This window comes from Bacteroides zhangwenhongii (genome assembly GCF_009193325.2).
Lineage (GTDB): Bacteria > Bacteroidota > Bacteroidia > Bacteroidales > Bacteroidaceae > Bacteroides > Bacteroides zhangwenhongii.
The window spans coordinates 967,735-990,186 of sequence record NZ_CP059856.1 but is presented as its reverse complement, the minus strand read 5'-3'; the positions used below and the strand labels follow the sequence as shown (position 1 = coordinate 990,186).

General features: G+C 41.2%; 19 protein-coding genes. 11 read left to right on the top strand and 8 right to left on the bottom strand.

Going from position 1 to position 22,452, the window contains the following annotated elements; genetic code table 11:
* Positions 1-3: 3 nt before the first annotated feature.
* The 5 genes from pbpC (at position 4) to GD630_RS03900 (ending at position 5,813) form a co-directional block, all read left to right on the top strand.
* Positions 4-2,349 carry a penicillin-binding protein 1C gene (pbpC, locus tag GD630_RS03920; protein WP_143864755.1) on the top strand — a complete coding sequence of 782 codons (2,346 nt, stop codon included), beginning with the start codon at positions 4-6 and terminating at the stop codon, positions 2,347-2,349.
* 68 nt (positions 2,350-2,417) lie between these two features.
* A complete protein-coding gene (locus tag GD630_RS03915) occupies positions 2,418-2,852 on the top strand; it encodes a hypothetical protein (RefSeq protein WP_007759076.1) in 435 nt (144 codons plus the stop codon).
* Positions 2,853-2,978: 126 nt separating this feature from the next.
* The gene (locus GD630_RS03910) at positions 2,979-4,406 is read left to right on the top strand and encodes a Na+/H+ antiporter NhaC family protein (RefSeq protein ID WP_143864756.1); all 1,428 of its coding nucleotides are present in this window, start codon (positions 2,979-2,981) and stop codon (positions 4,404-4,406) included.
* 67 nt (positions 4,407-4,473) lie between these two features.
* A complete protein-coding gene (locus GD630_RS03905) occupies positions 4,474-5,064 on the top strand; it encodes a DUF4251 domain-containing protein (RefSeq protein WP_143864757.1) in 591 nt (196 codons plus the stop codon).
* Between the two features lie 89 nt (positions 5,065-5,153).
* On the top strand, positions 5,154-5,813 hold the full coding sequence (locus GD630_RS03900; protein ID WP_143864758.1) for a response regulator transcription factor: 660 nt from the start codon (positions 5,154-5,156) through the stop codon (positions 5,811-5,813).
* Here GD630_RS03900 and GD630_RS03895 read toward each other — a convergent pair.
* The 3 genes from GD630_RS03895 to mnmA form a co-directional block, all read right to left on the bottom strand.
* Positions 5,804-6,157 (bottom strand): type II toxin-antitoxin system RelE/ParE family toxin, encoded by a 354-nt coding sequence (locus GD630_RS03895; protein WP_143864783.1) that lies wholly within the window; start codon positions 6,155-6,157, stop codon positions 5,804-5,806. The genes GD630_RS03900 and GD630_RS03895 overlap by 10 nt on opposite strands.
* Positions 6,147-6,386 (bottom strand): hypothetical protein, encoded by a 240-nt coding sequence (locus GD630_RS03890; protein WP_143864759.1) that lies wholly within the window; start codon positions 6,384-6,386, stop codon positions 6,147-6,149. The genes GD630_RS03895 and GD630_RS03890 overlap by 11 nt, the downstream gene beginning before the upstream one ends.
* Positions 6,387-6,475: 89 nt before the next feature.
* On the bottom strand, positions 6,476-7,543 hold the full coding sequence (gene mnmA / locus GD630_RS03885) for a tRNA 2-thiouridine(34) synthase MnmA (RefSeq protein ID WP_143864760.1): 1,068 nt from the start codon (positions 7,541-7,543) through the stop codon (positions 6,476-6,478).
* A 176-nt stretch (positions 7,544-7,719) separates the two neighbouring features.
* Between mnmA and GD630_RS03880 the strand changes: the two genes are divergently transcribed.
* A complete protein-coding gene (locus GD630_RS03880) occupies positions 7,720-9,189 on the top strand; it encodes a S41 family peptidase (RefSeq protein ID WP_143864761.1) in 1,470 nt (489 codons plus the stop codon).
* Positions 9,190-9,200: 11 nt separating this feature from the next.
* Entirely contained in the window at positions 9,201-10,076 is an 876-nt protein-coding gene (locus GD630_RS03875) for a DUF4595 domain-containing protein (protein WP_143864762.1), read from the top strand.
* A 93-nt stretch (positions 10,077-10,169) separates the two neighbouring features.
* Here the strand turns inward: GD630_RS03875 and GD630_RS03870 are convergent, their stop codons facing one another.
* Complete coding sequence (locus tag GD630_RS03870) at positions 10,170-10,982, bottom strand: alpha/beta hydrolase (protein ID WP_143864763.1); 813 nt, start codon at positions 10,980-10,982, stop codon at positions 10,170-10,172.
* A 190-nt stretch (positions 10,983-11,172) separates the two neighbouring features.
* On the opposite strand from GD630_RS03870, the gene GD630_RS03865 reads away from it, so the two are divergent.
* The 4 genes from GD630_RS03865 to GD630_RS03850 all read left to right on the top strand — a co-directional run bounded on the left by GD630_RS03865 (position 11,173) and on the right by GD630_RS03850 (position 16,355).
* Positions 11,173-13,551 (top strand): TonB-dependent receptor, encoded by a 2,379-nt coding sequence (locus GD630_RS03865; RefSeq protein WP_143864764.1) that lies wholly within the window; start codon positions 11,173-11,175, stop codon positions 13,549-13,551.
* 19 nt (positions 13,552-13,570) lie between these two features.
* Positions 13,571-14,356, top strand: a complete 786-nt coding sequence (locus GD630_RS03860) for a M48 family metallopeptidase (RefSeq protein ID WP_143864765.1) — start codon at positions 13,571-13,573, stop codon at positions 14,354-14,356.
* 182 nt (positions 14,357-14,538) lie between these two features.
* Positions 14,539-15,825: a hemolysin family protein gene (locus GD630_RS03855; RefSeq protein ID WP_007759053.1), complete on the top strand. Its 1,287-nt coding sequence runs from the start codon at positions 14,539-14,541 to the stop codon at positions 15,823-15,825.
* A 53-nt stretch (positions 15,826-15,878) separates the two neighbouring features.
* Positions 15,879-16,355 (top strand): copper resistance protein NlpE, encoded by a 477-nt coding sequence (locus GD630_RS03850; protein WP_007754320.1) that lies wholly within the window; start codon positions 15,879-15,881, stop codon positions 16,353-16,355.
* A 94-nt stretch (positions 16,356-16,449) separates the two neighbouring features.
* Here the strand turns inward: GD630_RS03850 and GD630_RS03845 are convergent, their stop codons facing one another.
* The 4 genes from GD630_RS03845 to GD630_RS03830 form a co-directional block, all read right to left on the bottom strand.
* Positions 16,450-17,670 (bottom strand): glycoside hydrolase family 88 protein, encoded by a 1,221-nt coding sequence (locus GD630_RS03845; RefSeq protein ID WP_143864766.1) that lies wholly within the window; start codon positions 17,668-17,670, stop codon positions 16,450-16,452.
* Positions 17,671-17,711: 41 nt separating this feature from the next.
* The gene (locus GD630_RS03840; RefSeq protein ID WP_143864767.1) at positions 17,712-19,358 is read right to left on the bottom strand and encodes a glycoside hydrolase family 43 protein; all 1,647 of its coding nucleotides are present in this window, start codon (positions 19,356-19,358) and stop codon (positions 17,712-17,714) included.
* A gap of 204 nt (positions 19,359-19,562) precedes the next feature.
* Entirely contained in the window at positions 19,563-20,918 is a 1,356-nt protein-coding gene (locus tag GD630_RS03835; RefSeq protein WP_143864768.1) for an alginate lyase family protein, read from the bottom strand.
* Positions 20,919-20,924: 6 nt separating this feature from the next.
* Complete coding sequence (locus GD630_RS03830; RefSeq protein ID WP_143864769.1) at positions 20,925-22,406, bottom strand: Ig-like domain-containing protein; 1,482 nt, start codon at positions 22,404-22,406, stop codon at positions 20,925-20,927.
* Positions 22,407-22,452: the final 46 nt, after the last annotated feature.

The window sequence follows — 22,452 nt, the reverse complement described above, 5'->3', positions numbered from 1 at the left end:
TTCATGAAAGTTAAGATATCGGAGGTATTCAGAAATCTATCCGTCACCCGGAAAGTAATACTTGGCAGTATTGCTCTCTTGGTGATGGGATATATGTTTTGTCTTCCCCAACAACTCTTTCATGTCCCCTACTCGACTGTCGTCACTGATAGGAACGAAGAACTGTTGGGAGCACGTATCGCTTCCGACGGGCAGTGGCGTTTCCCTCCGAGGAATACGACACCGGAGAAAATAAAACACTGCCTTATCACTTTTGAGGACAAACATTTCTATCATCATTGGGGTGTTAATCCGCTTGCCATCGGAAGAGCCGTTTATCAAAACATCAAGAACAAACGTATTGTAAGCGGAGGAAGCACGCTGACCATGCAAACTATCCGGCTTGCACGAAACAAACCCAGAACTTTCGGAGAGAAAATAATCGAAATGATCTGGGCTACACGTTTGGAATTCAGGGCTTCTAAAGAAGAAATCCTATCCATGTATATATCTCATGCCCCTTTCGGAGGAAATGTGGTAGGACTGGATGCGGCCGCCTGGCGTTATTTCGGTCATTCAGCCGAAGAGTTGTCATGGGCGGAATCGGCCATGCTCGCCGTATTACCCAATGCTCCAGCCATGATTCATCTATCCAAAGGACGGGAGACATTACTTGCCAAACGTAACCGGGTCCTTAAACTGCTCCATGAGAAAGGAATCATAGATTCGTCTACTTATGAGCTGGCTGTCAGCGAACCTCTTCCCGAAGAGCCACATCTTCTTCCGCAAACAGCTCCCCACTTAGTCAGCCGTTTCTACAAAGAAAGAAATGGACAGTACTCACATTCCACCATTGACCGGGGAATTCAAATGCATATAGAAGACATCGCTGAACGTTGGAGCAATGAATTTAACCGAAGCGATATCCGCAATCTGGCCATTTTAGTAATCGACCTCCCTACCAATCAAGTGATAGCCTATTGCGGGAATGTACATTTCGACCATCGGCAAGGAGGTAATCAGGTGGATGTAATTCAAGCTCCCAGAAGCACAGGAAGTATTTTGAAACCTTTTTTATATTATGCGATGTTGCAGGAGGGGGCATTATTGCCACATACGCTACTTCCTGACATCCCCATTAACATAAACGGATTCAGTCCGCAGAATTTCAGCAGGCAGTATGAGGGGGCTGTGCCCGCTTCGGAAGCACTTGCCCGTTCACTGAATATTCCAGCCGTGACAATGTTACAAAAATATGGCGTTCCCAAATTTCATAATTTCCTGCAACAGACAGGATTCAAAACAATCACCCGTCCATCGTCCCACTACGGTTTATCCCTGATTCTGGGAGGAGCAGAAGCCACTTTATGGGATGTAACAAATGCGTACGCACAAATGGGACGAAGTCTGATTCCGAATCAGCATAGTGATGCAGTCCCTCAAAAAGAAGCCGACATCTTAATGGGAGAAGAGAGTAAAAACGAAGCGATACAACAAAAATTCACTTGGGACAAGGGTGCAGTGTGGCAAACTTTCGACGCGCTAAAAGAAGTCAACCGCCCCGAAGAGATCGATTGGAAGTCCATCCCTTCCATGCAGACCATCGCCTGGAAAACAGGAACGAGTTATGGATTCCGGGATGCTTGGGCGGTAGGCGTCACTCCTCGTTACGCAGTCGGCGTATGGGTAGGAAACGCAACCGGTGAAGGAAAACCGGGATTAGTGGGCGCACAAACGGCAGGTCCCGTATTATTCGATGTATTCAACTATCTTCCCTCTTCATCGTGGTTTGAACGTCCGACCGGTGTTTTTATTGATGCGGAAGTATGCCGTCAATCCGGTCATTTGAAAGGACGCTTCTGCGAGGAAACGGACACAGTGCTTATACTTCCCTCCGGACTACGAACGGAATCTTGCCCATATCATCACTTCATTACTTTATCTGCCGACGAGAAATATCGTATTTATGAGAATTGTGCCAATACGGAGCCTACTTTCCAAAGGTCATGGTTCGCACTGCCTCCTGTATGGGAATGGTATTATAAACAGCATCATCCGGAATACAAGCCTCTTCCTCCGTTCAAATCAGGTTGCGGAGAAGATAGTTTCCAACCCATGCAATTCATTTATCCTCCGATGAATGCACGAATCAAGCTACCGAAACAATTGGATGGCAACAAAGGATTCATCACTGTCGAACTGGCTCACAACAATCCCGAAGCAATCGTTTTCTGGCATCTCGATGATATATATCTGATGCAAACACAGGATTTTCATAAAATATCCTTGCAACCTGAACCGGGAAAACACTCTCTGACAGCCGTTGATGGGGAAGGAAATACGGTTTCCACCACTTTTTTCATAGAATGAACTATAAATCATAAGAAATGACTCAACAAAATAAGCAGTAAAACCGTTTATAGCAAAAAATAAAGCGAATGAAATACGGAGTTAACAAACAAATCTTACTCATTACAGCCGGCGCAGTATGGATTACAGCCGGCATCAATATATTACGAATAGGAATCATTACCTGGTTAAACAACTCCCAAGACTGGATGTTCAAAATTGGAGAAGCAACTGTAGTTTTCTTGTTATTCTTCGTACTCATCTTTAAAAGACTTTATTATAAACACACCCGACGAATTGAAGAGAAAAAGAAGACCCGTAACTGCCCTTTTTCTTTTTTTGATGTAAAGAGTTGGATCATCATGATATTCATGATCTCTCTAGGCATTACCATCCGGAGCTTCCATCTATTACCCGACAGTTTTATTTCCGTTTTCTACACCGGACTATCTATCGCTCTGATTCTGACCGGAATACTTTTTATACGATATTGGTGGCTAAAACGTAAGGTAAACTGGGGCTGATTCTATGTACCAAGAATATATAAACTTATACTAATTTTTATTGCTCCGTTCCATAACGCTAAAAATTTCGATCATTTTGTTGTATCTTTGCAAACCAAAATAATTTAGAGCATTAAAGAACTTAATATGAAAAAAGCCCCCTCCCCTTTTGTATCCCTGATACCAATTATCGTACTTATACTATTATTATTCGGTACTATCCATACTTTCGGTAGTGATGCTTTAAGTGGAGGAAGTCAAGTATCATTACTCACCACTACCGCTATTTGTATTCTTATCGGTATGGCATTCTACAAAATCCCTTGGAAAGATTATGAGATTGCCATCACAAACAATGTGGCCGGAGTGGCAACGGCTATTATCATCCTATTGATTATCGGTGCATTAAGTGGAATGTGGATGATCAGCGGAGTAGTACCTACTTTGATTTATTATGGAATGCAAATCATACATCCCAGTTTCTTCTTAGCATCCACCTGTATCATTTGTGTACTTATTTCCGTTATGACCGGTAGTTCGTGGACCACCATCGCTACCATTGGAATCGCACTGATGGGTATCGGCAGGGCACAAGGATTTGAAGAGGGATGGATTGCAGGAGCCATTATTTCCGGAGCTTATTTTGGAGATAAGGTCTCGCCTCTATCGGAAACAACCATATTGGCAGCTTCCGTAACTGATACTCCACTATTCCGGCATATCCGATACATGATGATAACGACAGTTCCTTCCCTCATAATCACTTTGATTATTTTTACTGTGGCAGGATTCTCACACGATGCCAGCAATACACAACATATCACCGAAGTGGCAGCAGCCTTGAATGAAAAGTTCCACATTACTCCCTGGCTCTTGATCGTACCTATTGTAACAGGCATATTAATCGCCCGTAAGATTCCTTCCATCATTACCCTGTTTTTATCGACACTGCTGGCAGGAGTCTTCGCTTTGATTTTCCAGCCGGAGTTATTACAGGAGGTTTCCGGAATGGCAACTTCCGGCTTCGATTCATTGTTCAAAGGATTAATGATAACGATATATGGAAGCACAAGTCTGCACACAGACAATGCCGTTCTGGCAGATTTGATTGCCACACGCGGCATGTCCGGAATGCTGAATACGATTTGGCTCATTCTGTGTGCCATGTGTTTTGGTGGAGCAATGACGGCCAGCGGTATGTTGGGTAGTATCACTTCAATCTTTGTTCGATTTATGAAAAAGACGGTCAGTGTGGTAGGAGGTACGGTTTGCTCAGGCTTGTTTCTTAATCTGGCAACAGCCGACCAATATATCAGTATCATTCTGACGGGAAATATGTTTCGTGACATATATGCCAAGAAAGGATATGAAAGTTGCTTACTAAGCCGCACGACGGAAGATGCAGTAACCGTTACATCCGTACTGATCCCATGGAACAGTTGCGGGATGACTCAGGCCACCATTTTAAGTGTACCCACACTTGTATATCTTCCCTATTGCTTTTTCAACATTATCAGCCCTTTAATGAGTATTGCCGCCGCAGCTATCGGATACAAAATTGCACGACGTTCGTGAACAATCTGGCATACTCTTTGTTTTTGCAATAAACGGACAACGTATTAAACCTAAACAAAAAAAAGTTATGAAAAAGTTTATTGCATTATTAGCATTAGTATTAGTGAGTGCAAGCACGATGATGTATGCACAGGAAAGTAACGCAGCAGCCCGCCGCGCAGAACGAAAAGCTCAAAGAGACGCAGAAAGAGCAAAACTCCGTGCCGAAGAACAAGTACAGGACATGGCAGCCTATCAACAAGCTGTACAGGCTTTAAAGAACAAGCAATTTGTACTGGAAGCCAATCAAGTAATCTTCCGTAATGGAATGAGTGCTTTCGTGACTTCAAACACCAACTTCGTTTTGATGAATGGCAACAGAGCCACTGTGCAGACTGCTTTCAATACAGCTTATCCAGGTCCTAACGGGATCGGTGGTGTCACTGTAGATGGGAATTCTTCTGATATGAAAATGAACATTGACAAGAAAGGAAATGTGAACTGTTCATTCAGCGTTCAAGGTATTGGTATTTCCGCTCAGGTCTTCATCAACATGAGCAGTGGAAATAATACAGCTTCGGTTACAATCAGCCCGAACTTCAATAACAACAATCTGACATTGAACGGAAATATCGTTCCGCTTGACCAATCCAACATCTTCAAAGGACGTTCCTGGTAATCGGAATTCAAGAATCTAATTAAAACTCCGCTACAAATCGCACAAAATATGTACATTTGTAGCGGAGTTTTTATTTAGCTATTCCTATTATGAGAGAATTTATCATTGCAGACAATCAAGATATCAGCAAAGCGGGAATGATGTTCCTACTGACCAAGCAAAAAGATGTATCCGCGCTTTTAGAAGCTGATAATAAAGCAGAGCTGATTCAGTTGCTGCGATTGTACCCGCAAGCAGTGGTTATTCTTGATTACACACTATTCAATTTTGCCGGGGCAGATGAACTGATCGTTCTACAGGAAAGGTTTAAAAAGGCCGATTGGATCCTATTCTCCGATGAGCTAAGTCTCAACTTCCTTCGACAAATATTATTTAGCAGCATGGCTTTTGGAGTAGTAATGAAAGATAATTCCAAAGAAGAAATTATCACTGCGATTCAATGCGCTATCCGCAAACAGAGATATATCTGCAATCATGTCAGCAACCTATTGCTTTCGGGAACTGGCTCTCCGTCTGTTACCTCATCCACAGACAATCATTTGCTAACGCAAACAGAAAAGAATATTCTAAAAGAAATCGCACTGGGCAAAACGACAAAAGAGATTGCAGCAGAGAAAAAACTTAGTTTTCATACGATTAACAGCCACCGTAAAAATATCTTCCGCAAGTTAGGCGTAAATAATGTGCATGAAGCCACCAAATATGCCATGCGGGCGGGAATTGTTGATTTAGCGGAATACTATATCTGATGTGGTTTCAAACCATTCTGTTTCAGAAGTTGTTCAATCTCTTTCTCTGATATAGAAGCCTTATCCGCCTCATCATAGATATAAAGAAGGTTTAACACCGCATCTTGTTGGGAAATCACCACAGTAAAGGTTATAACTCTTGCACCTCCACTTTTACCTTTTCCTTTTGCAGTAATTTTCATACGTACCTTACGCAAACCATGTCCCAAATCTGTTCCAAGTTGAGGATTCCGAGATAATTCATCAAGAAGTTTCAGATAATCTTCTTTAAATGAAACGTAACGCTTCCCTAAACGTTTTGCCTCTTTATCAAATGAGGCAGAACTTTCTATACTATAGTTCATTAATGAGTTCATAAGCAGATCTTGTTCTCCCGGCTTTTACATCTTTCAGCCCGGCATTAATCCCTGCAAGAATCTCTTCCTTACTGATTTCGTCCTCTTCTTTTTCAGCTTCCATCTTCTTAAGTCGTTTCAAATAGGTTTTTACCCGATTGAGCATCTCTTTGTCATTCAAACTCAGGAGTTCCTCTACCAAGTCCATTTTCAGGCTTTTCAATTCCATCGTTGTCATAATCAAACCTCCTTTATTTATAATTCTACGAAACAAAAGTAATGAAAATAATCTTGTTTATTCAATCTTCGCCACTCAAAAAGAACTATTTAACAGATAATCTCTCCACTTCCCACACAAATCCGCGCTTCTTTATCATAAATCACTCCAAACTGTCCCGGAGCAATGCCCTGTAACTTTTCAGAAGATAGGATATGAAACTGATTATCTCCCTTCATAATGAGCTTCCCTTTAGTAAATTCAGGAGTATGACGAATTTTAAAGGTTATATCCACTTCCTTACCCTGACCCTTCCAAATATTATCTGTTATAAAATGAAAATCACGCATTTGGAATTCATTCCCATATTGGGTCTCTACACCGTAGCCGCGAGATACATAAATGATATTTTCCTGAATATCCTTTTTAACAACAAACCAAGGACCTCCACTCAAACCAAGCCCCTTCCGCTGCCCGATAGTATGAAACCAATAACCATGATGTGTACCTAGTTTCTTTCCGGTTTCCAATTCTACAATCGCTCCTTCCCACTCGCCAAGAAAACGACGGACAAAATCATTATAGTTTATCTTTCCCAAAAAGCAAATGCCCTGACTGTCTTTTCTTTTGGCACTGGGTAATCCAGCCGCGTCTGCAATTTCACGCACCTCATGTTTCGTCAATCCTCCAATGGGAAACATTAGTTTGGAAATTTGCAGATAATCAATCTGTGCAAGAAAATCCGTCTGGTCTTTTACGGGATCTTTTGCCGTACCCAGCCACACTTTTCCATCACGCTGTATCGTAGTAGCATAATGACCGGTAGCCGTAAAATCAAACTCTTTCCCGATGCGTTGTTCAAAGCAACCAAACTTTATTAGTTTATTGCACATCACATCCGGATTCGGTGTCAATCCCTGCCGGATCTTACCAATGGCGTAAGTCGCTACATTTTCCCAGTATTCTTTATGCAAATCAACTATTTCGAGAGATAAACCGTACTTTCGGGCAGTAGCAGCCGATAATTCAATATCCTCCTCTGCCGAACAATCCATATACTCCGCTCCTTCCATACCGATCTTTATATAAAAAAGAGTCGGTTTGTACCCCTGCTCACAAAGCAAGTGAACAACCACCGAACTATCAACACCTCCCGATAACAATGCAGCTATATTCATGAAATTACCGTTTATTAATCACTTATTCTATTTTACTAATGCCTATTGATCATTTTGGAAGCACAAAGATAACGCAGGATTCTCTAACAGCCAATCACACATTAAAGGCATTTTTATACCATAAATGTGGTAGATAAGCAAAGTATTTCCTACATTTGCAACGTGAAAAGCTTTTTATGATGACGAAATTAAGAAAGATAATCCTTATACCCGCCCTGACCATCGTATCTCTCAGTGGCTTCTTCTCCTGTGGTGTTGACCGCTGGCCGGAGTATGCCCACCAAACAGCATTGGATACATGGATATTAGACATCATGCAACAGAACTATCTGTGGTATCAGGAGCTACCTTCCTATGATGATGTAAACTTATTTGTAGAACCTGCCTCTTTCCTATCTAAAGTGAAATCGAAGCAGGATAGTTATTCGTTTGTAGATTCTGTTATGGCAACTCCATTGCCCACATATGGATTTGATTATTCATTAGTTAGAAATCCGGATATTGACACTGCCTACAACGCATTGATTACTTACGTTATTCCAGGTTCCCCTGCCGCACAGGCGGGTTTAGAACGCGGTGATTGGATCATGAAAGTAGACACTTCCTACATTAGTAAGAAATATGAGACATATTTATTGCAAGGAACCAAAGCGGTAGAACTGACTTTGGGCGAGTGGAAAGAGGTGGAAATAGAAGATGAAGAAGATGGAAATGAGGGAGGTGACGGAGAAGATGAAGGACCGACGATGGAATATAGAGTTGTTCCAATAGATGAACCCGTTGAAATGCCTGCAGCACGGATAGTAGAAGACAATCCCGTACATAAATATGAGATTATTGAGTCACCGGTCAAAAATATAAAGGTAGGCTATCTCATGTACAATAGCTTCACAGCCGGTACAAAAGCCGAGCCGGAAAAATACAACAATGAATTACGCAGTGTCTCGCAAAAGTTCAAGGAAGCAGGCGTACAAGCTGTTATTCTTGACCTTCGTTACAATGAGGGAGGTTCAATGGATTGTGTTCAGTTGTTAGGTACTATTCTGACCTCAGCCGAGCGTTTAGGAGAGCCAATGGCTTATCTTGAATATAATGATAAAAATACGGATAAAGACGCCACTATTCTGTTCGGTACAGATAGAGAGATTAATTTAGACTTACACAGTTTAATCGCCATTACCAGCGGAACGACAATGGGAGCACCGGAAATGCTCATTAGAAGTCTTTTTTTAGAGGATACATATCCTATTGCTACTGTAGGCAGTTCGACAAAAGGACAAAATGTAGCAACAGAACAGTTTATTAATGAAGAATTTCTATGGTCGGTCAACCCGGTAGTATGTACAGTTTACAATTCCCAACACGATACTTATGGTACCATTTCTCCAGCTACCGATTTAAAAGTCAGTGAAACCACAATAGATGGGAGTACAAATTACAGTGAATTCCTACCATTCGGTACATTCGACAAGGATGGTAAAAGTGAAAGATTGCTGAAGATCGCCATAGGAGTATTGGACGGTACATATCCGCCTAAAGATGACGAAACTCCAGAAGAAAGTACAACACAGACTCGCTTCAAGGTTGAAAAGAGTGTAAGCAGTCCAGCCAGCCGACGTTTTAGCAGTAAAGGACTAAGGCTTTAATAACATTCAAAATGAAAAAAGTAGTTCTACTATTTATCACCACTATTCTACTTCTCAGTTGTTCCGACGATGATGAGAAAGAGAAGACGTGGAATGAGATTAATATACCTGTTCCGACAATGTCTAAAATGGTAATGACCGAAGTTGAAGAGACATATATGACCACCTCTTCCACTGCTATCAACACTATAAAGAATGAGTATGCATATACGGATAATAAGCTCACATCCTATACCAATACACAGTCAGTCAGCATTGGTGATGAAATTGTACAGAAACTTTTTCATCAGGTAACTTTACAATATGAGAACAACCTTGTCACCGTGATAGACAGTGAAGATAACAAATGGATATATACATTGAATGAACAAGGTTATGCAACTCAATGTACATACACGACCATTTCCCAAGTACGCCAATATAACTTTACATACACGGACGGATACTTAACTCAACTGCATGAAAATATTACATCCATAAATGGTACACTACAGCCCGAAAACGCTTCCCATACCCTGTCGCTCGTTTATCAATACGGAGAGCTGATCAGTGTTACTTCCCCGTCACTGACAAATGAATCTTTCACTGATTACGGAGAAAATAAAATAATGTATGAAGCCGGAGAAACAATCAATTATTATCGTCTGCCCTGTTTGGATTTATTAGAAACTTATCCGCTTTCATTCCACCAATGCGCCCTATTTGCCGGAATCTTAGGCAAGCCGACGCAACATCTGGTAGCCCGCTCTACTCCTGAAAACAACAATAATGAATATACTACTTATTCTTATACATTCGACAATAAAGGAAAACCCACGAGCATTTATAGACGCACACATTATTCCAATAAGATCAATATTCAGAACATATTAATTGCCATTGAATAAGGAGCCCCATTTGGGGCTCCTAAAAAGATAACTGTGACAAAGAGGCGGCACAATCATGGCACTAATATAGTGCACCAATCATATCAATACAATTTATTTCTTGAAAAACTTATCGAAGAAAAGTATCTGATAGTCAATAGAGTTATTCCAATACTGTCCGTTATGTGCTCCCGGACGGGTAATAAAATCATGGTCAATCTTTTTCTCCAACAAACGATGGTGTAAATTCTGATTCACCTTCAGGAAGAAATCGCTCTCACCACAATCGATTATAATGGCTAAATCTCCATTTTCAAGACCATCTATCTGATTGATAACAGTATGATTATCCCACACTTCTTTATTTGAATCATAATCTCCTAACTGCTTGGACATTTCCCAGTTCTTCGGAAAAGGACGGATATCCATTCCACCACTTGTCGTTCCAGCACCGCCAAATATATCTTTATGACGGATCGCATTCCACATTGCTCCATGTCCACCCATACTCAATCCGGTAATAGCACGTCCTTTCCGATCAGCAATCGTTTTATAATGCTCGTCAATATACTTAACCAACTCCGATGAAATGAACGTCTCGTAACGATATGACGGATTGAGCGGACTATCCCAGTACCAGCTATTTTTCCCATCCGGACAAACAAAAATCATTCCCTTTTCATCCGCTATTTGTGGAAGATTCGGTTTTATTCCAATCCATGTTTTGGCATTTCCTCCGTAGCCGTGTAACAGATAAAGAACGGGGCAAGCTATCGCTTTTTTTCCCAATGCTACATCCGGAGTTACTACTACCACCTTCACATCCTTATTCATGGAAGGACTTTTAATCAATAAGGTATCTACTTTGGCAGCAAAAGAGAGAGCTGCCCAACCAAGAAAAAGAGTAATTAACAGAAGTTTTTTCATTGTGTATTATTCTATTTTAATATATAATTCTTTCATGTCTTCTGAACAATGTGCGCCTTCATCGCATCATCGCCAGTAATCAAATTTACATTTTCGTCAAAGAATCTGTTTAATAGGTCTCACAAAAATAGAACTTATAAATGAGAAATAAAACAATTTATGTATTTTTGCACCACTAAACTCTAATTGTATGAAGCGACTTCTTACCTTTTTCTTTTTTTGCAGTTTTCTGCTTCTCCTGATTCAGGCTCAGCCTGTGCATCAGATAAAGGGAACAGTAATAGACAAAAACAGCCGTCAACCATTAGAGTTTATCAATGTAACGGTCTTCGGACTGAATAAAGGTGGCGTAACCAATGCAGAAGGGCACTTTACAATAGAGCAGGTGCCTCCCGGCATCTATCGTTTACAAGCAACTGCTATCGGCTACAAAAGTGTCACTACGCCTGAATATATCTTATCCACCAGGAATTTGAATATCTCGATAGAGATGGAAGAGAACCTGACGGAGCTCGAAGGAATTACTGTCACAGCTTCCCCTTTCCGGCGTGATTTGGAAAGTCCTGTCAGCCTGCGTATTATAGGACTACAAGAAATAGAAAAGAGTCCGGGAGCCAACCGGGACATCTCACGAATCGTACAGTCTTATCCCGGAGTTGCCTTTTCACCAATAGGCTACCGCAACGACTTGATCGTACGTGGCGGTTCCCCTTCTGAAAACCGTTTCTATCTGGACGGAATAGAAATTCCCAACATCAACCATTTCAGCACGCAAGGAGCTTCCGGTGGTCCCGTAGGTATCCTCAATGCCGACCTGATACGTGAAGTCAATTTTTATACCGGTGCTTTCCCTACAGATAAAGGAAATGCACTCAGTTCTGTCCTCGATTTCAAATTGCGTGACGGAGATATGGAACGCAACTCGTTGAAAGCAACACTTGGAGCTTCTGAAGTCTCCCTTGCTTCCAACGGGCATATCGGGAAAAAGACTTCTTATCTGGTATCCGTACGCCAATCCTATCTGCAATTCCTTTTTGATATGCTTGACCTCCCTTTCTTGCCGACCTTCACAGACGCACAGTTCAAATTGAAAACCAGGTTCAACAAACAAAATGAACTGACTATTTTAGGATTGGGAGGAATCGACAATATGCGTTTGAACACAAAAGCGGATAGTGAAGACAACGAATACATTCTAAGCTACCTGCCTAAGATCAAGCAGGAGACGTTTACATTGGGTTCTGTTTACCGACACTACACAGGAGCACATGTACAATCAATAGTCGTCAGTCACAGTTATCTGAACAACCGTAACACGAAATACCGCCAGAATGACGAAAGTGTTCCGGACAATCTAATGCTTCGCCTCCGTTCTACCGAACAAGAAACGAAGTTCCGTTTCGAGAACAAATCCTCTATCCGAAACTGGAAAATCAATCTTGGAGTGAACTTAGACTATAGCCAATACTCTAATACAACTTTTCAAAAGATATACACGAATCAGGCACAAATATTCGATTATCACACCTATCTGGATATTTTACGATGGGGAATTTTCGGTACTGTCAACTATTCTTCAATGGATGAACGTTTCACTGCTTCTTTAGGGTTACGGGCCGATGCCAATAACTATTCATCGGCAATGAAATCCCTCTCCGACCAATTATCACCCCGCATATCGCTTTCTTATCAGTTAACCGATCACTGGTTTGTAAGCGGCAATGCCGGACTTTATTATCAGCTTCCTCCATATACGGCGCTTGGATTTAAAAACAATCATGGAGCATACGCCAACAAATACAACCTCCGCTATATGAAAGTCAGTCAGGAAAGTTTGGGAGTCAGTTGGCGGAAAGGAGACACTTTTGAAGTTTCCATTGAAGGATTCTACAAAGATTATGATAAGATTCCGCTCTCCGTTGTAGACGGCATTCCACTGGCCTGCAAAGGAAATGATTACGGAGTGATTGGCAATGAACTGCTAACTTCCACCGCACAAGGGCGTTCTTATGGAGCAGAAATCTTAGTAAAATGGTTAATTGCCAAAAAGTTGAACCTGGCTTCTTCTTTCACCCTGTTCAAAAGTGAATACCGTAACAATAAAGAAAGTGAATACATCGCATCCGCATGGGATAACCGATATATCTTCAATCTACGGGGAACTTACAATCTCCCGCATCTATGGAGCGTCGGAATGAAAGTCAGTTGTATCGGCGGTGCTCCCTATACCCCCTACGATGAAGAGAAGTCCTCTCTGGTATCTGCCTGGGATGCACAAGGAAAGGCATATTATGACTATTCGAAGTATAATAAGGAACGCCTTCCCGCCTTTGCCCAAGTAGATATCCGTGTGGATAAGACTTTTTACCTGAAACACTGTATGCTGGGATTCTATCTGGATTTGCAGAATATCACCGTAAGCAAGCTAAAACAACAGGACGTACTGATGAGTACCGGTGTTATCGATAACCCGGAAGCTCCAGCCGATAGTCAGCATTATAGAATGAAACGTATCAAGCAGTCAAGTGGGACCTTACTCCCTACCTTAGGAATTACATTTGAATATTAACATAAAAACTTTAAAAAGTATGAAAAGACAAATTACTATGATCGCCTTTATCCTCTTAGGAATGGGTATGACAGCATCTGCACAGTTCGGCAAAAAGTTTAATTTAGGGAAAGCATTACAAGCCGGCAAAGACGTAGTATCAGCCGTAACATTATCTGATGCCGATATTGCCAACATGAGTAAGGAATACATGGAATGGATGGACACTCACAATCCATTGACCAAACCGGATACGGAATACGGCAAACGCCTGGAAAAACTGACCGGGCATATTAAAGAAGTAGACGGGCTAAAACTGAACTTCGGCGTATATGAAGTAGTAGATATCAATGCATTTGCCTGTGGTGACGGCAGTGTACGTATCTGTGCCGGACTAATGGATGTAATGACTGACGAAGAAGTCATGGCCGTAGTAGGTCACGAAATCGGTCATGTAGTTCATACCGATTCAAAAGACGCCATGAAGAACGCCTACCTTCGTTCGGCAATAAAGAATGCAGCCGGTGCTACCAGCGACAAGGTTGCCAAACTGACCGACTCTGAACTCGGAGCTATGGCCGAAGCATTGGCAGGTGCGCAATATTCACAAAAACAAGAAGGCGAAGCCGACGATTACGGTGTAGAGTTCTGTGTAAAGAATGGTATCGACCCTTATGCCATGGCTAATTCGCTGACCAAGCTGGCAAAACTCTCAGAAGGTGCAGAAAAGCCTTCTTATCTCCAAAAGATGTTCTCTTCACATCCCGATACAATGAAGCGAATCGAACGAGCCAAAGCAAAGGCAGATACTTATGCTAAAAAATAACAGACATCCTTCCTGAATTGGACGGAAAAAGGAGATACGTTGGTTTTACAACCTTTGTATCTCCTTTTCTTTTTCCGATAAAAAGACCCCACTAGTATTAAAAAATCATTAATCTATTACACAGATTTGCATAGTGTCTTGATTTCATGTAATTTCGAAGCAATAACCATTTTAATCCATTTATGGAATTTCTTATAATTCTTTTCTTACTCATACTGAATGGCATTTTTGCCATGTATGAAATTGCGCTGGTATCATCCAGCAAAGCACGTCTTGAAACACTTGTCGCTAAAGGTAACAAATCCGCACGCGGAGTTCTGAAACAGTTGGAAGAACCGGAAAAGTTCTTATCCACCATCCAGATAGGTATTACCCTGATCGGTATCGTATCCGGTGCGTATGGTGGAGTAGCCATTGCCGATGATCTCGTTCCTCTCTTCTCCCTTATTCCGGGAGCTGAAGCTTATGCGCGTAATCTTGCCATGATTACTACGGTAGCAGTCATTACCTATCTTTCTCTCATTATCGGAGAATTGGTCCCTAAATCCATTGCTCTTAGTAATCCGGAGAAATATGCCATCTTATTCAGTCCGATTATGATTCTGCTGACAAAAGTCTCCTACCCCTTTGTTTGGTTACTCAGTATATCCACCCGTTTGTTGAATAAGCTCATCGGTCTGAAAAGCGAAGAACGCCCTATGACACAGGAGGAGATTAAGATGATTCTTCACCAAAGCTCGGAACAGGGTGTGATTGACAAAGAGGAAACGGAAATGATACGTGATGTGTTCCGCTTCTCGGACAAGCGAGCCAATGAGTTGATGACACACCGCAGGGATCTCATTATCCTCCATCCGGATGATACGCGGGAAAAGGTAATGAAAGTGATCGAAGAGGAACATTACAGCAAATATCTATTGGTAGACGAACGGAAAGATGAGATTATCGGTGTAGTGTCCGTGAAAGATATTATCCTGATGGTCGGTAACCAGCAGAAATTTAACTTACGTGAAATAGCCCGTCCCCCTCTCTTTATTCCGGAAAGTTTGTATGCAAATAAAGTTTTAGAGCTATTTAAGAAGAACAAAAACAAGTTCGGAGTTGTTGTTAACGAGTATGGTAGTACGGAAGGTATTATCACACTGCACGACCTGACGGAAAGTATCTTCGGAGACATCCTTGAAGAGGACGAAACGGAAGAAGAAGAAATCGTCACAAGGCAGGATGGTTCGATGTTGGTAGAAGCTTCAATGAACATTGACGATTTTATGGAAGAGATGGGAATTTTATCATACGAAGACCTGAAATCCGAAGACTTCACAACTTTAGGCGGACTGGCAATGTTCCTGATTGGTCGTATCCCGAAAGCCGGAGACATCTTCACATACAAGAATCTGCAATTCGAAGTAGTGGATATGGATCGGGGACGAGTAGACAAACTACTTGTCATCAAACGGGAAGAGGAGTAAAGTAAAACCGAGCGATAGCTCACTATATTTATATTAACTTAAAGCACTTAGCAATGAAAAAAGTAATTATGTTAGCAGCCGTCGTAGCTGCTTTGGCATCTTGCCAATCAAAAGCCAACAAAGCCGCAGAGGCACAAGCAGACAGTCTTGCCCTCGCTATGACTCCGATTACCGAAATGACAGAAGTCTATGCCGGTACTCTTCCTGCTGCCGACGGTCCGGGTATCGATTATGTGTTAACCCTGAATGCTGCAACTGATGGTGTTGATACTACTTACACACTGGATATGACTTACCTGGACGCTCAAGGCCAAGGTCAGAACAAGACTTTCACTTCCAATGGAAAGCAACAGACAATACATAAGGTGGTAAACAAAAAACCTGTTACTGCAGTCAAATTAACCCCGAAAAGTGGTGAAGCTCCCATGTATTTCGTAATTGTGAATGATACAACTCTTCGATTGGTAAATGACAGTCTACAGGAAGCCGTTAGTGATTTGAATTATGACATCATTAAGGTAAAACAATAAATAGGTCCAAACCTAACCAGTAAAAATGCTCTGCAACGAATGAATCTTTCTTGCAGAGCATTTATTATTCTTACCAGTATTCAAAAGAGCCTTATTATCCAAGCACTCCGTATCCTTCTTGCAGACGTTTCAACCTCAACAATGCTTCGATATAATAGTAATCGGCATAAATGATAGAAGCGTCTATTTCCGAGTGATTCGGCCAGTGCCCTACACTATGGAGCAAGAAAGAAGGTTTGCTTTCACCACTCTGGTAACTGTCGGAGCTGAGACTCGTCAACATCTCGATTGCCGCATCCTTATAACGTTTTCCTGTTCCATTAGGAAGGTAGGTAGACAATTCGAGCAAAGCAGAAGCAACCACCGCTCCTGCCGAAGCATCACGGGGAGCATTCGGTATACTCGGATCATCAAAATCCCAATAAGGAACTTTATCCTCAGGGAGTCTGTCTAAATAAACATCCGTTACCTTCTGAGCAAAATCCAAGTATTTAGGATCTTTTGTCTCACGATAGACCACAGTATATCCATAAATAGCCCATGCCTGTCCACGCGCCCACATTGTACTATCGGCATATCCCTGGTGAGTAACACCTTTAATCAGATTGCCTGTGATTGTATCATATACAGCCACATGATAAGAAGTATAATCAGGACGGAACTGGCTTTTCATCGTTTTGTCCGCATGAGACACGGCAATGTCATACAAATAAGGATTACCACCATTCTTAGCTGCCCAGAAAAGCATTTCCAGATTAATCATATTGTCCATGATTGTATTGTGAGGCCAATTACGCGGTTCTACCTCACGAGGCCATGAAAGAATTGTTCCTACGATTGGATTGAACAAGGTAGCCAATGTATCGGCAGTGTCCAATATCACCTGTTTATATGCCGGATTCTTAGTCAGACGGTAACCATTTCCATAGCTACAAAATACAAGAAATCCCAAATCGTGATCGTAAGCTGGAATATGAGAAAGAAACTTCAATGAGTGAGTGAAATTCTCTGCTTCTTCCAACACTTGCTTATCTTTTGTATATTCGTAATCATACCAAAGTACTCCCGGCCAAAAACCAGCACACCACTCCTCCTTCGTCGCCTTACGACAATTCCAATGTTGTTCGTCAGCCATGATATTACGCGGCATCATCGTATAGTCAATTCCGGAATCTGTTTCCAGTTCCGTAAGTGTACGTTGTGTCTGCTTTGCGCAATAGTCCAATGCCTTATTCACATCCAATGTACCGGAAGGCTTGTGAGTACACATACAAAAACCTAACACCACAGCCAGACCTACTACAATCTTTTTCATCTTAATCTGATATATCTACTTTAATTTCTAATTCTTAATTTTTAATTGACTCTGAACCAGTCTACATCTGCCCATCCACGATTGCCCTCATTCGGAGTTACGCAAAATACTCCAACTTTGGCTCCGATCCATTTGCCTTGTCGGGCTGTGAAAGGCTCTCCCACTGTCGTGTATTTCTTTCCGTCCAAACTATAAGCGAATGTACAAACGGCTCCTTTTCGAACCTTTACTTGCAAGTAAACTGTTTGCCACTCATTATCTGCTACTCCCGGCATCTTCAGATGTTCCACCGGAATGTTTGCCAATTCTTTTATCTGTTCGGGATTTTGCTGTTCCGCATCCTTGCAGACTGCTTGTTGCAGAATAAACTGGTCTCCCGCCTTACGAATGGAGAGATAGCTATAATCCCATCCCATCACAATGATTCCGGTTTGTTCCCCATCCTGCTTGGCAGTAAATGTCAACTTGGTCGTAGCTGTAAACTCTTCAGCCGGAAACTTTTGCATCAACAAGTTAGGAACTTCCCAGAAGTTCACAAATTCTTTCGAGAGGCTACCTGCATAAAGACGAATATACCCCAAGTCAGTCGTGAACCCGTAAGTGTCTTTTTTATTGGCATGCCATTGCCATTGTACCCCCAAATGACGGGTATTGAATTCATCACTCTCCGGCGGAGTGGCTATCGGATATATCTTTCCTACATTCGGTTTCTTATAGGTCGTTACCGGTTCACCGCAACCATCTTTATCCTTGTCTACTCCGATTACAGGCCAATCATTTACCCAAGTCATCGGATTCAGATGAATCACGCGTCCGTAAGCTCCTTTATCTTGAAAATGAACGAACCAGGATTCTCCTGTATTCGTATCTACCCAACCGCCTTGATGAGGCCCGTTGATATTTGTCTTTCCTTGCGCCATTACGATCTTCGATTCGTAGGGGCCGTAAATGTTCTTCGAGCGAAGTACTAATTGCCAACCGGTTGCTACCCCACCTGCCGGAGCAAAAATATAGTAGTATCCGTTGCGTTTGTAAAGCTTCGGTCCTTCTACCGTATGGTTCTTTCCATCATTTCCGTCAAATACCATCACCGGATCGGAAATTACTTCTGTTCCCTCTGCATTCAGTTCGCAAATAACGAGAATACTATTCACTCCGCTACGGCTTCCGGCATAAGCATGTATCAGATATACTTTTCCGTCTTCGTCCCACAAAGGAGTGGCATCAATCATACCTTTCCCGGCTTTCACCAATACAGGCTTGCTCCATTTTCCTTTCGGGTCTTTGGTTTTAATCATATAGATTCCATAATCCGGATCACCCCAGTAAATGTAGAACTCCCCGTTATGAAAACGAATAGCCGGTGCCCATACGCCTTTACCATGCTGTGCCTTATCGAAGAATTCTTCCGGCTCCTGAACTGGTAACGCATAGTTTACCAGCGACCAATTCACCAAGTCATTGGAATGAAGAATAGGAATTCCGGGAATACAATTAAAACTGGATGCTGTCATATAGAAATCATCTCCGGCTGCACATACATCCGGATCCGAATAGTCTGCATGAAGAACCGGGTTCTGATAAGTTCCATTTCCCTTATCAGCCACCCAGGTCTTAGAAATTTCTTGTGCACCTGCCAATGAACAGCAAGCCATCATTCCTGCTAAAAACAGAATCTTTTTACGCATAGTACCTAACTAATAATTCTTTTCTAAATTCAAGTGTTATTCCTAAAAACAGGTTCTTTCTACCTCATATAAAACTAATCAGCCGTAAAACTGAATCTTATCTCTTTTTTTAAACAATCTATTTACTGACCTATTTGCTTATATATACGAAGGGGATTAGGTAAATACCTAATCCCCTCATAATTATTTTTAGAAAATAATATTTTATTCTCTTGTGTACATTAGTGTACCAAACCCTAATTGGTCAAATCCACCACTTGTGTCTCCGTAATGTCCTCCACCACCTTCGACACCCATGCCATCCATAAACTGTTTGGTATAATATGCATCCAAGCCTTTGGTTTTATAATGATTATAAATCAAAGCCCAACAAGGACGTATTTCACCTCTCGATTTATCATTCTTTTCCTGAGAAGAAAGTTCAGGGCACTGCCAGCTACAATTCTCATAATAGGTATATGGGAAATCTTTTTTACGATACACAAACTTCTCATCTGACGTGGAAGAAGTATCATCAAAGTCTTTCCACAAATTATATTTAGCCGTATATTCAGCCATAGCAAGCACCTTGTTTCCATCATAAGCAAACAAATCCTCACCGATATTATATGCCATTTGGCAGAATGCTCCCATCAAAGAAACACAAAGCGTTGCATGCCCCTGATCACGACCGGACTCCTGTCCTTGCCCTAACATTCCATGACCATCCGGATCTTGATGAAGAAAAGGTACTGCATTGTCAATACAACCATTTCCTACTCCATATTTAAAATAAAGAATAGCCTCATTAATCATATCCTGATCATCACAAAGAATACCAATAGACAAAATAGAAGTCATCTGTGCCAAATCCCAATTTAACCAACTGTGCTGTTTGCAACTTTCTTTATGAGCCAGAAAATCAGAAGCAGCCGGATAAAAAACATTCTTTACCATTGTTTGAAATGCAGCCAGTTCATCCTTCTTGAAAAGAGTTTCGTCTGTACGCATGATTTCTGCAGCATTTACTATCTGATGAACATTAATAGAAATCAAATATTCATTCGGGTCGGCAATTTCTCCATTCGGATCATACGTTCTATCGTTGGCAAGACTCTTGACACGAACAAGTCCTTTGCAAGTAGTAGCCCACTCATTCAAGATTCTAACTGCAGCTTGTCCACAGGCTAAATCATTTTCTAGTTTCCAGCGAAGGGCTAATTGGTAAGCTGCTGCCGCATCTTCGTAGAAATAAGTATAATTATTCCACCAATCAGGAAAAGCAGCAGACCAATTCGTTTTATCCATACGTCCCAAGATCTCTTGTGCTTCAGGAGTATAATTAGAATAGGAATATCCCGAATCTTTCAATTTAGCTAATCCTTCGCTCCAAGGAGACTGAGTTAATTTAGACTTCACATAAGTAAAATCAGCATCCGTATGAAGCATACAAGGATGATTCAATGTATATTCATTTATAGCTGGCCATGAATCAATATCAGTGGTACCATCTTCGATATCGGTGCATGCACTCAAATTGAGTGCAAGCATCGTTGATAATATATATATTTTTGTTCTCATAGTTTATCAATTCTTATTTTCTTGTTCAACAAAAGCTTTCAAATCATCTAACGTCTTAAAGGTACGAACCCAATATACATCATAGAAAGATGTACTAGCTCCAGGAGCTTCTATTTTAAATTGGAAAGTTTTAAGTTCGGTCGTTCCTTCCTCTAACGAACTACCTTTAAATGTACCATTTTTGATATCATAATATATAACCTCTGCTCCATCCTTCGTAAGCTTTCCAGTAAATGTATTTGCATTATTTCCATACTCACCAAAACCAGTACCCTCTTTAGGTACAACATCAAACTTTATAGTAGGATAACTTTTTGCATCAGTTTTACCCTTCTCAAAACTAATACTACCAAATTTTATAGCAACAATAGAATAATCTGTATTAACATAAACCTTCATACTCTTTTCCGATTCTGATAAATCAGGTGAAAGTTTACCACCGTTTATGAGGCTTAAATCGGCACGTTGCTTATCTCGTGTATTATTTAGTTTCATATTTAATACATATTTTCCATCCTTAACTTCACCTTTATCAGCCGCATTGTTTGCATACCAAGGTTTGTTAGTTTCTTCAAATGAATATTTCATCAGACCATAAGGTACTTTCACAGTTGTGGTAAACTTTTGTTTCTCAGTTGTAGTAGCTGTAATAGTAACTTCACCATAATTCTTGGCAGTTACAACTCCTTGGTCACTTACCTCTACAACATTCGGATCACTACTAGACCAGTCCAAAGAAGCTACAGTCGCATTCTCCGGAGAAGTAGTAAAGTTCAGTTTCATACTCTCACCCGGCAACAAGTCTGCTTGTGTTCCAAATATTATTTCATCAATATAAATTATCGGAATTATTTTTAGCTCAAAAGATTCCTCATAGCCTCCTCTATCCAAAGAAATAGCAGTAATGGTGACAGTTCTTCCTTCTTCTCCACCATCAATACCTCTCACTACACCATCTTTCGTTACAGTCACAATAGACGTATCACTACTTTTCCATGTTATCGTCGAATAAGTACGGTCTGCCGGAAGAATGGTTGGTTTCAATGTCCTTTCTTCTGAAACAAATAGCTCAGCCTTATCGGCTTCCGTAAATTCAAAATCTGTAATCGGCTTAAATTCAGGCACAACAGTCAATTCAAAAAGAGCAGTTGCACCAAAGCCTACTTCCGGAGTAATCATAATATTTGCCTTACCTGCACTTACAGCATGCACAAGTCCATCCTGTGACACAGTAGCTACTTTTTCATTCGATGATGTCCATTTAACCTTAGGGTTACTCGGTTGTTCCGGAGAATATTTATAAGTAATCAAAGAGTCTGTATAATCTACAGTTGCAGCCAATGTTAATTTTCCATTCTCCACATTGGTCAATTCAATCTCGGAGATTAGTGTCTTTTCATCCAGCCCATCACCAAACACCTTGCCGTCATCACATGCCGACAATGAGAAAACAGCCACTAAGCCTAGACTCAATAATGTATATTTCATAATTCTATTTTTTTAATGTTCAACATCATTGCTGTCCCATTAAAAT

What these genes read in the sequence shown, in the direction of transcription:
- pbpC (WP_143864755.1), top strand. Translation starts at nt 4, where the DNA reads ATGAAAGTTAAGATATCGGAGGTATTCAGAAATCTATCCGTCACCCGG.
- GD630_RS03915 (WP_007759076.1), top strand. Translation starts at nt 2,418, where the DNA reads ATGAAATACGGAGTTAACAAACAAATCTTACTCATTACAGCCGGCGCA.
- GD630_RS03910 (WP_143864756.1), top strand. Translation starts at nt 2,979, where the DNA reads ATGAAAAAAGCCCCCTCCCCTTTTGTATCCCTGATACCAATTATCGTA.
- GD630_RS03905 (WP_143864757.1), top strand. Translation starts at nt 4,474, where the DNA reads ATGAAAAAGTTTATTGCATTATTAGCATTAGTATTAGTGAGTGCAAGC.
- GD630_RS03900 (WP_143864758.1), top strand. Translation starts at nt 5,154, where the DNA reads ATGAGAGAATTTATCATTGCAGACAATCAAGATATCAGCAAAGCGGGA.
- GD630_RS03895 (WP_143864783.1), bottom strand. Translation starts at nt 6,157, where the DNA reads ATGAACTATAGTATAGAAAGTTCTGCCTCATTTGATAAAGAGGCAAAA.
- GD630_RS03890 (WP_143864759.1), bottom strand. Translation starts at nt 6,386, where the DNA reads ATGACAACGATGGAATTGAAAAGCCTGAAAATGGACTTGGTAGAGGAA.
- mnmA (WP_143864760.1), bottom strand. Translation starts at nt 7,543, where the DNA reads ATGAATATAGCTGCATTGTTATCGGGAGGTGTTGATAGTTCGGTGGTT.
- GD630_RS03880 (WP_143864761.1), top strand. Translation starts at nt 7,720, where the DNA reads ATGATGACGAAATTAAGAAAGATAATCCTTATACCCGCCCTGACCATC.
- GD630_RS03875 (WP_143864762.1), top strand. Translation starts at nt 9,201, where the DNA reads ATGAAAAAAGTAGTTCTACTATTTATCACCACTATTCTACTTCTCAGT.
- GD630_RS03870 (WP_143864763.1), bottom strand. Translation starts at nt 10,982, where the DNA reads ATGAAAAAACTTCTGTTAATTACTCTTTTTCTTGGTTGGGCAGCTCTC.
- GD630_RS03865 (WP_143864764.1), top strand. Translation starts at nt 11,173, where the DNA reads ATGAAGCGACTTCTTACCTTTTTCTTTTTTTGCAGTTTTCTGCTTCTC.
- GD630_RS03860 (WP_143864765.1), top strand. Translation starts at nt 13,571, where the DNA reads ATGAAAAGACAAATTACTATGATCGCCTTTATCCTCTTAGGAATGGGT.
- GD630_RS03855 (WP_007759053.1), top strand. Translation starts at nt 14,539, where the DNA reads ATGGAATTTCTTATAATTCTTTTCTTACTCATACTGAATGGCATTTTT.
- GD630_RS03850 (WP_007754320.1), top strand. Translation starts at nt 15,879, where the DNA reads ATGAAAAAAGTAATTATGTTAGCAGCCGTCGTAGCTGCTTTGGCATCT.
- GD630_RS03845 (WP_143864766.1), bottom strand. Translation starts at nt 17,670, where the DNA reads ATGAAAAAGATTGTAGTAGGTCTGGCTGTGGTGTTAGGTTTTTGTATG.
- GD630_RS03840 (WP_143864767.1), bottom strand. Translation starts at nt 19,358, where the DNA reads ATGCGTAAAAAGATTCTGTTTTTAGCAGGAATGATGGCTTGCTGTTCA.
- GD630_RS03835 (WP_143864768.1), bottom strand. Translation starts at nt 20,918, where the DNA reads ATGAGAACAAAAATATATATATTATCAACGATGCTTGCACTCAATTTG.
- GD630_RS03830 (WP_143864769.1), bottom strand. Translation starts at nt 22,406, where the DNA reads ATGAAATATACATTATTGAGTCTAGGCTTAGTGGCTGTTTTCTCATTG.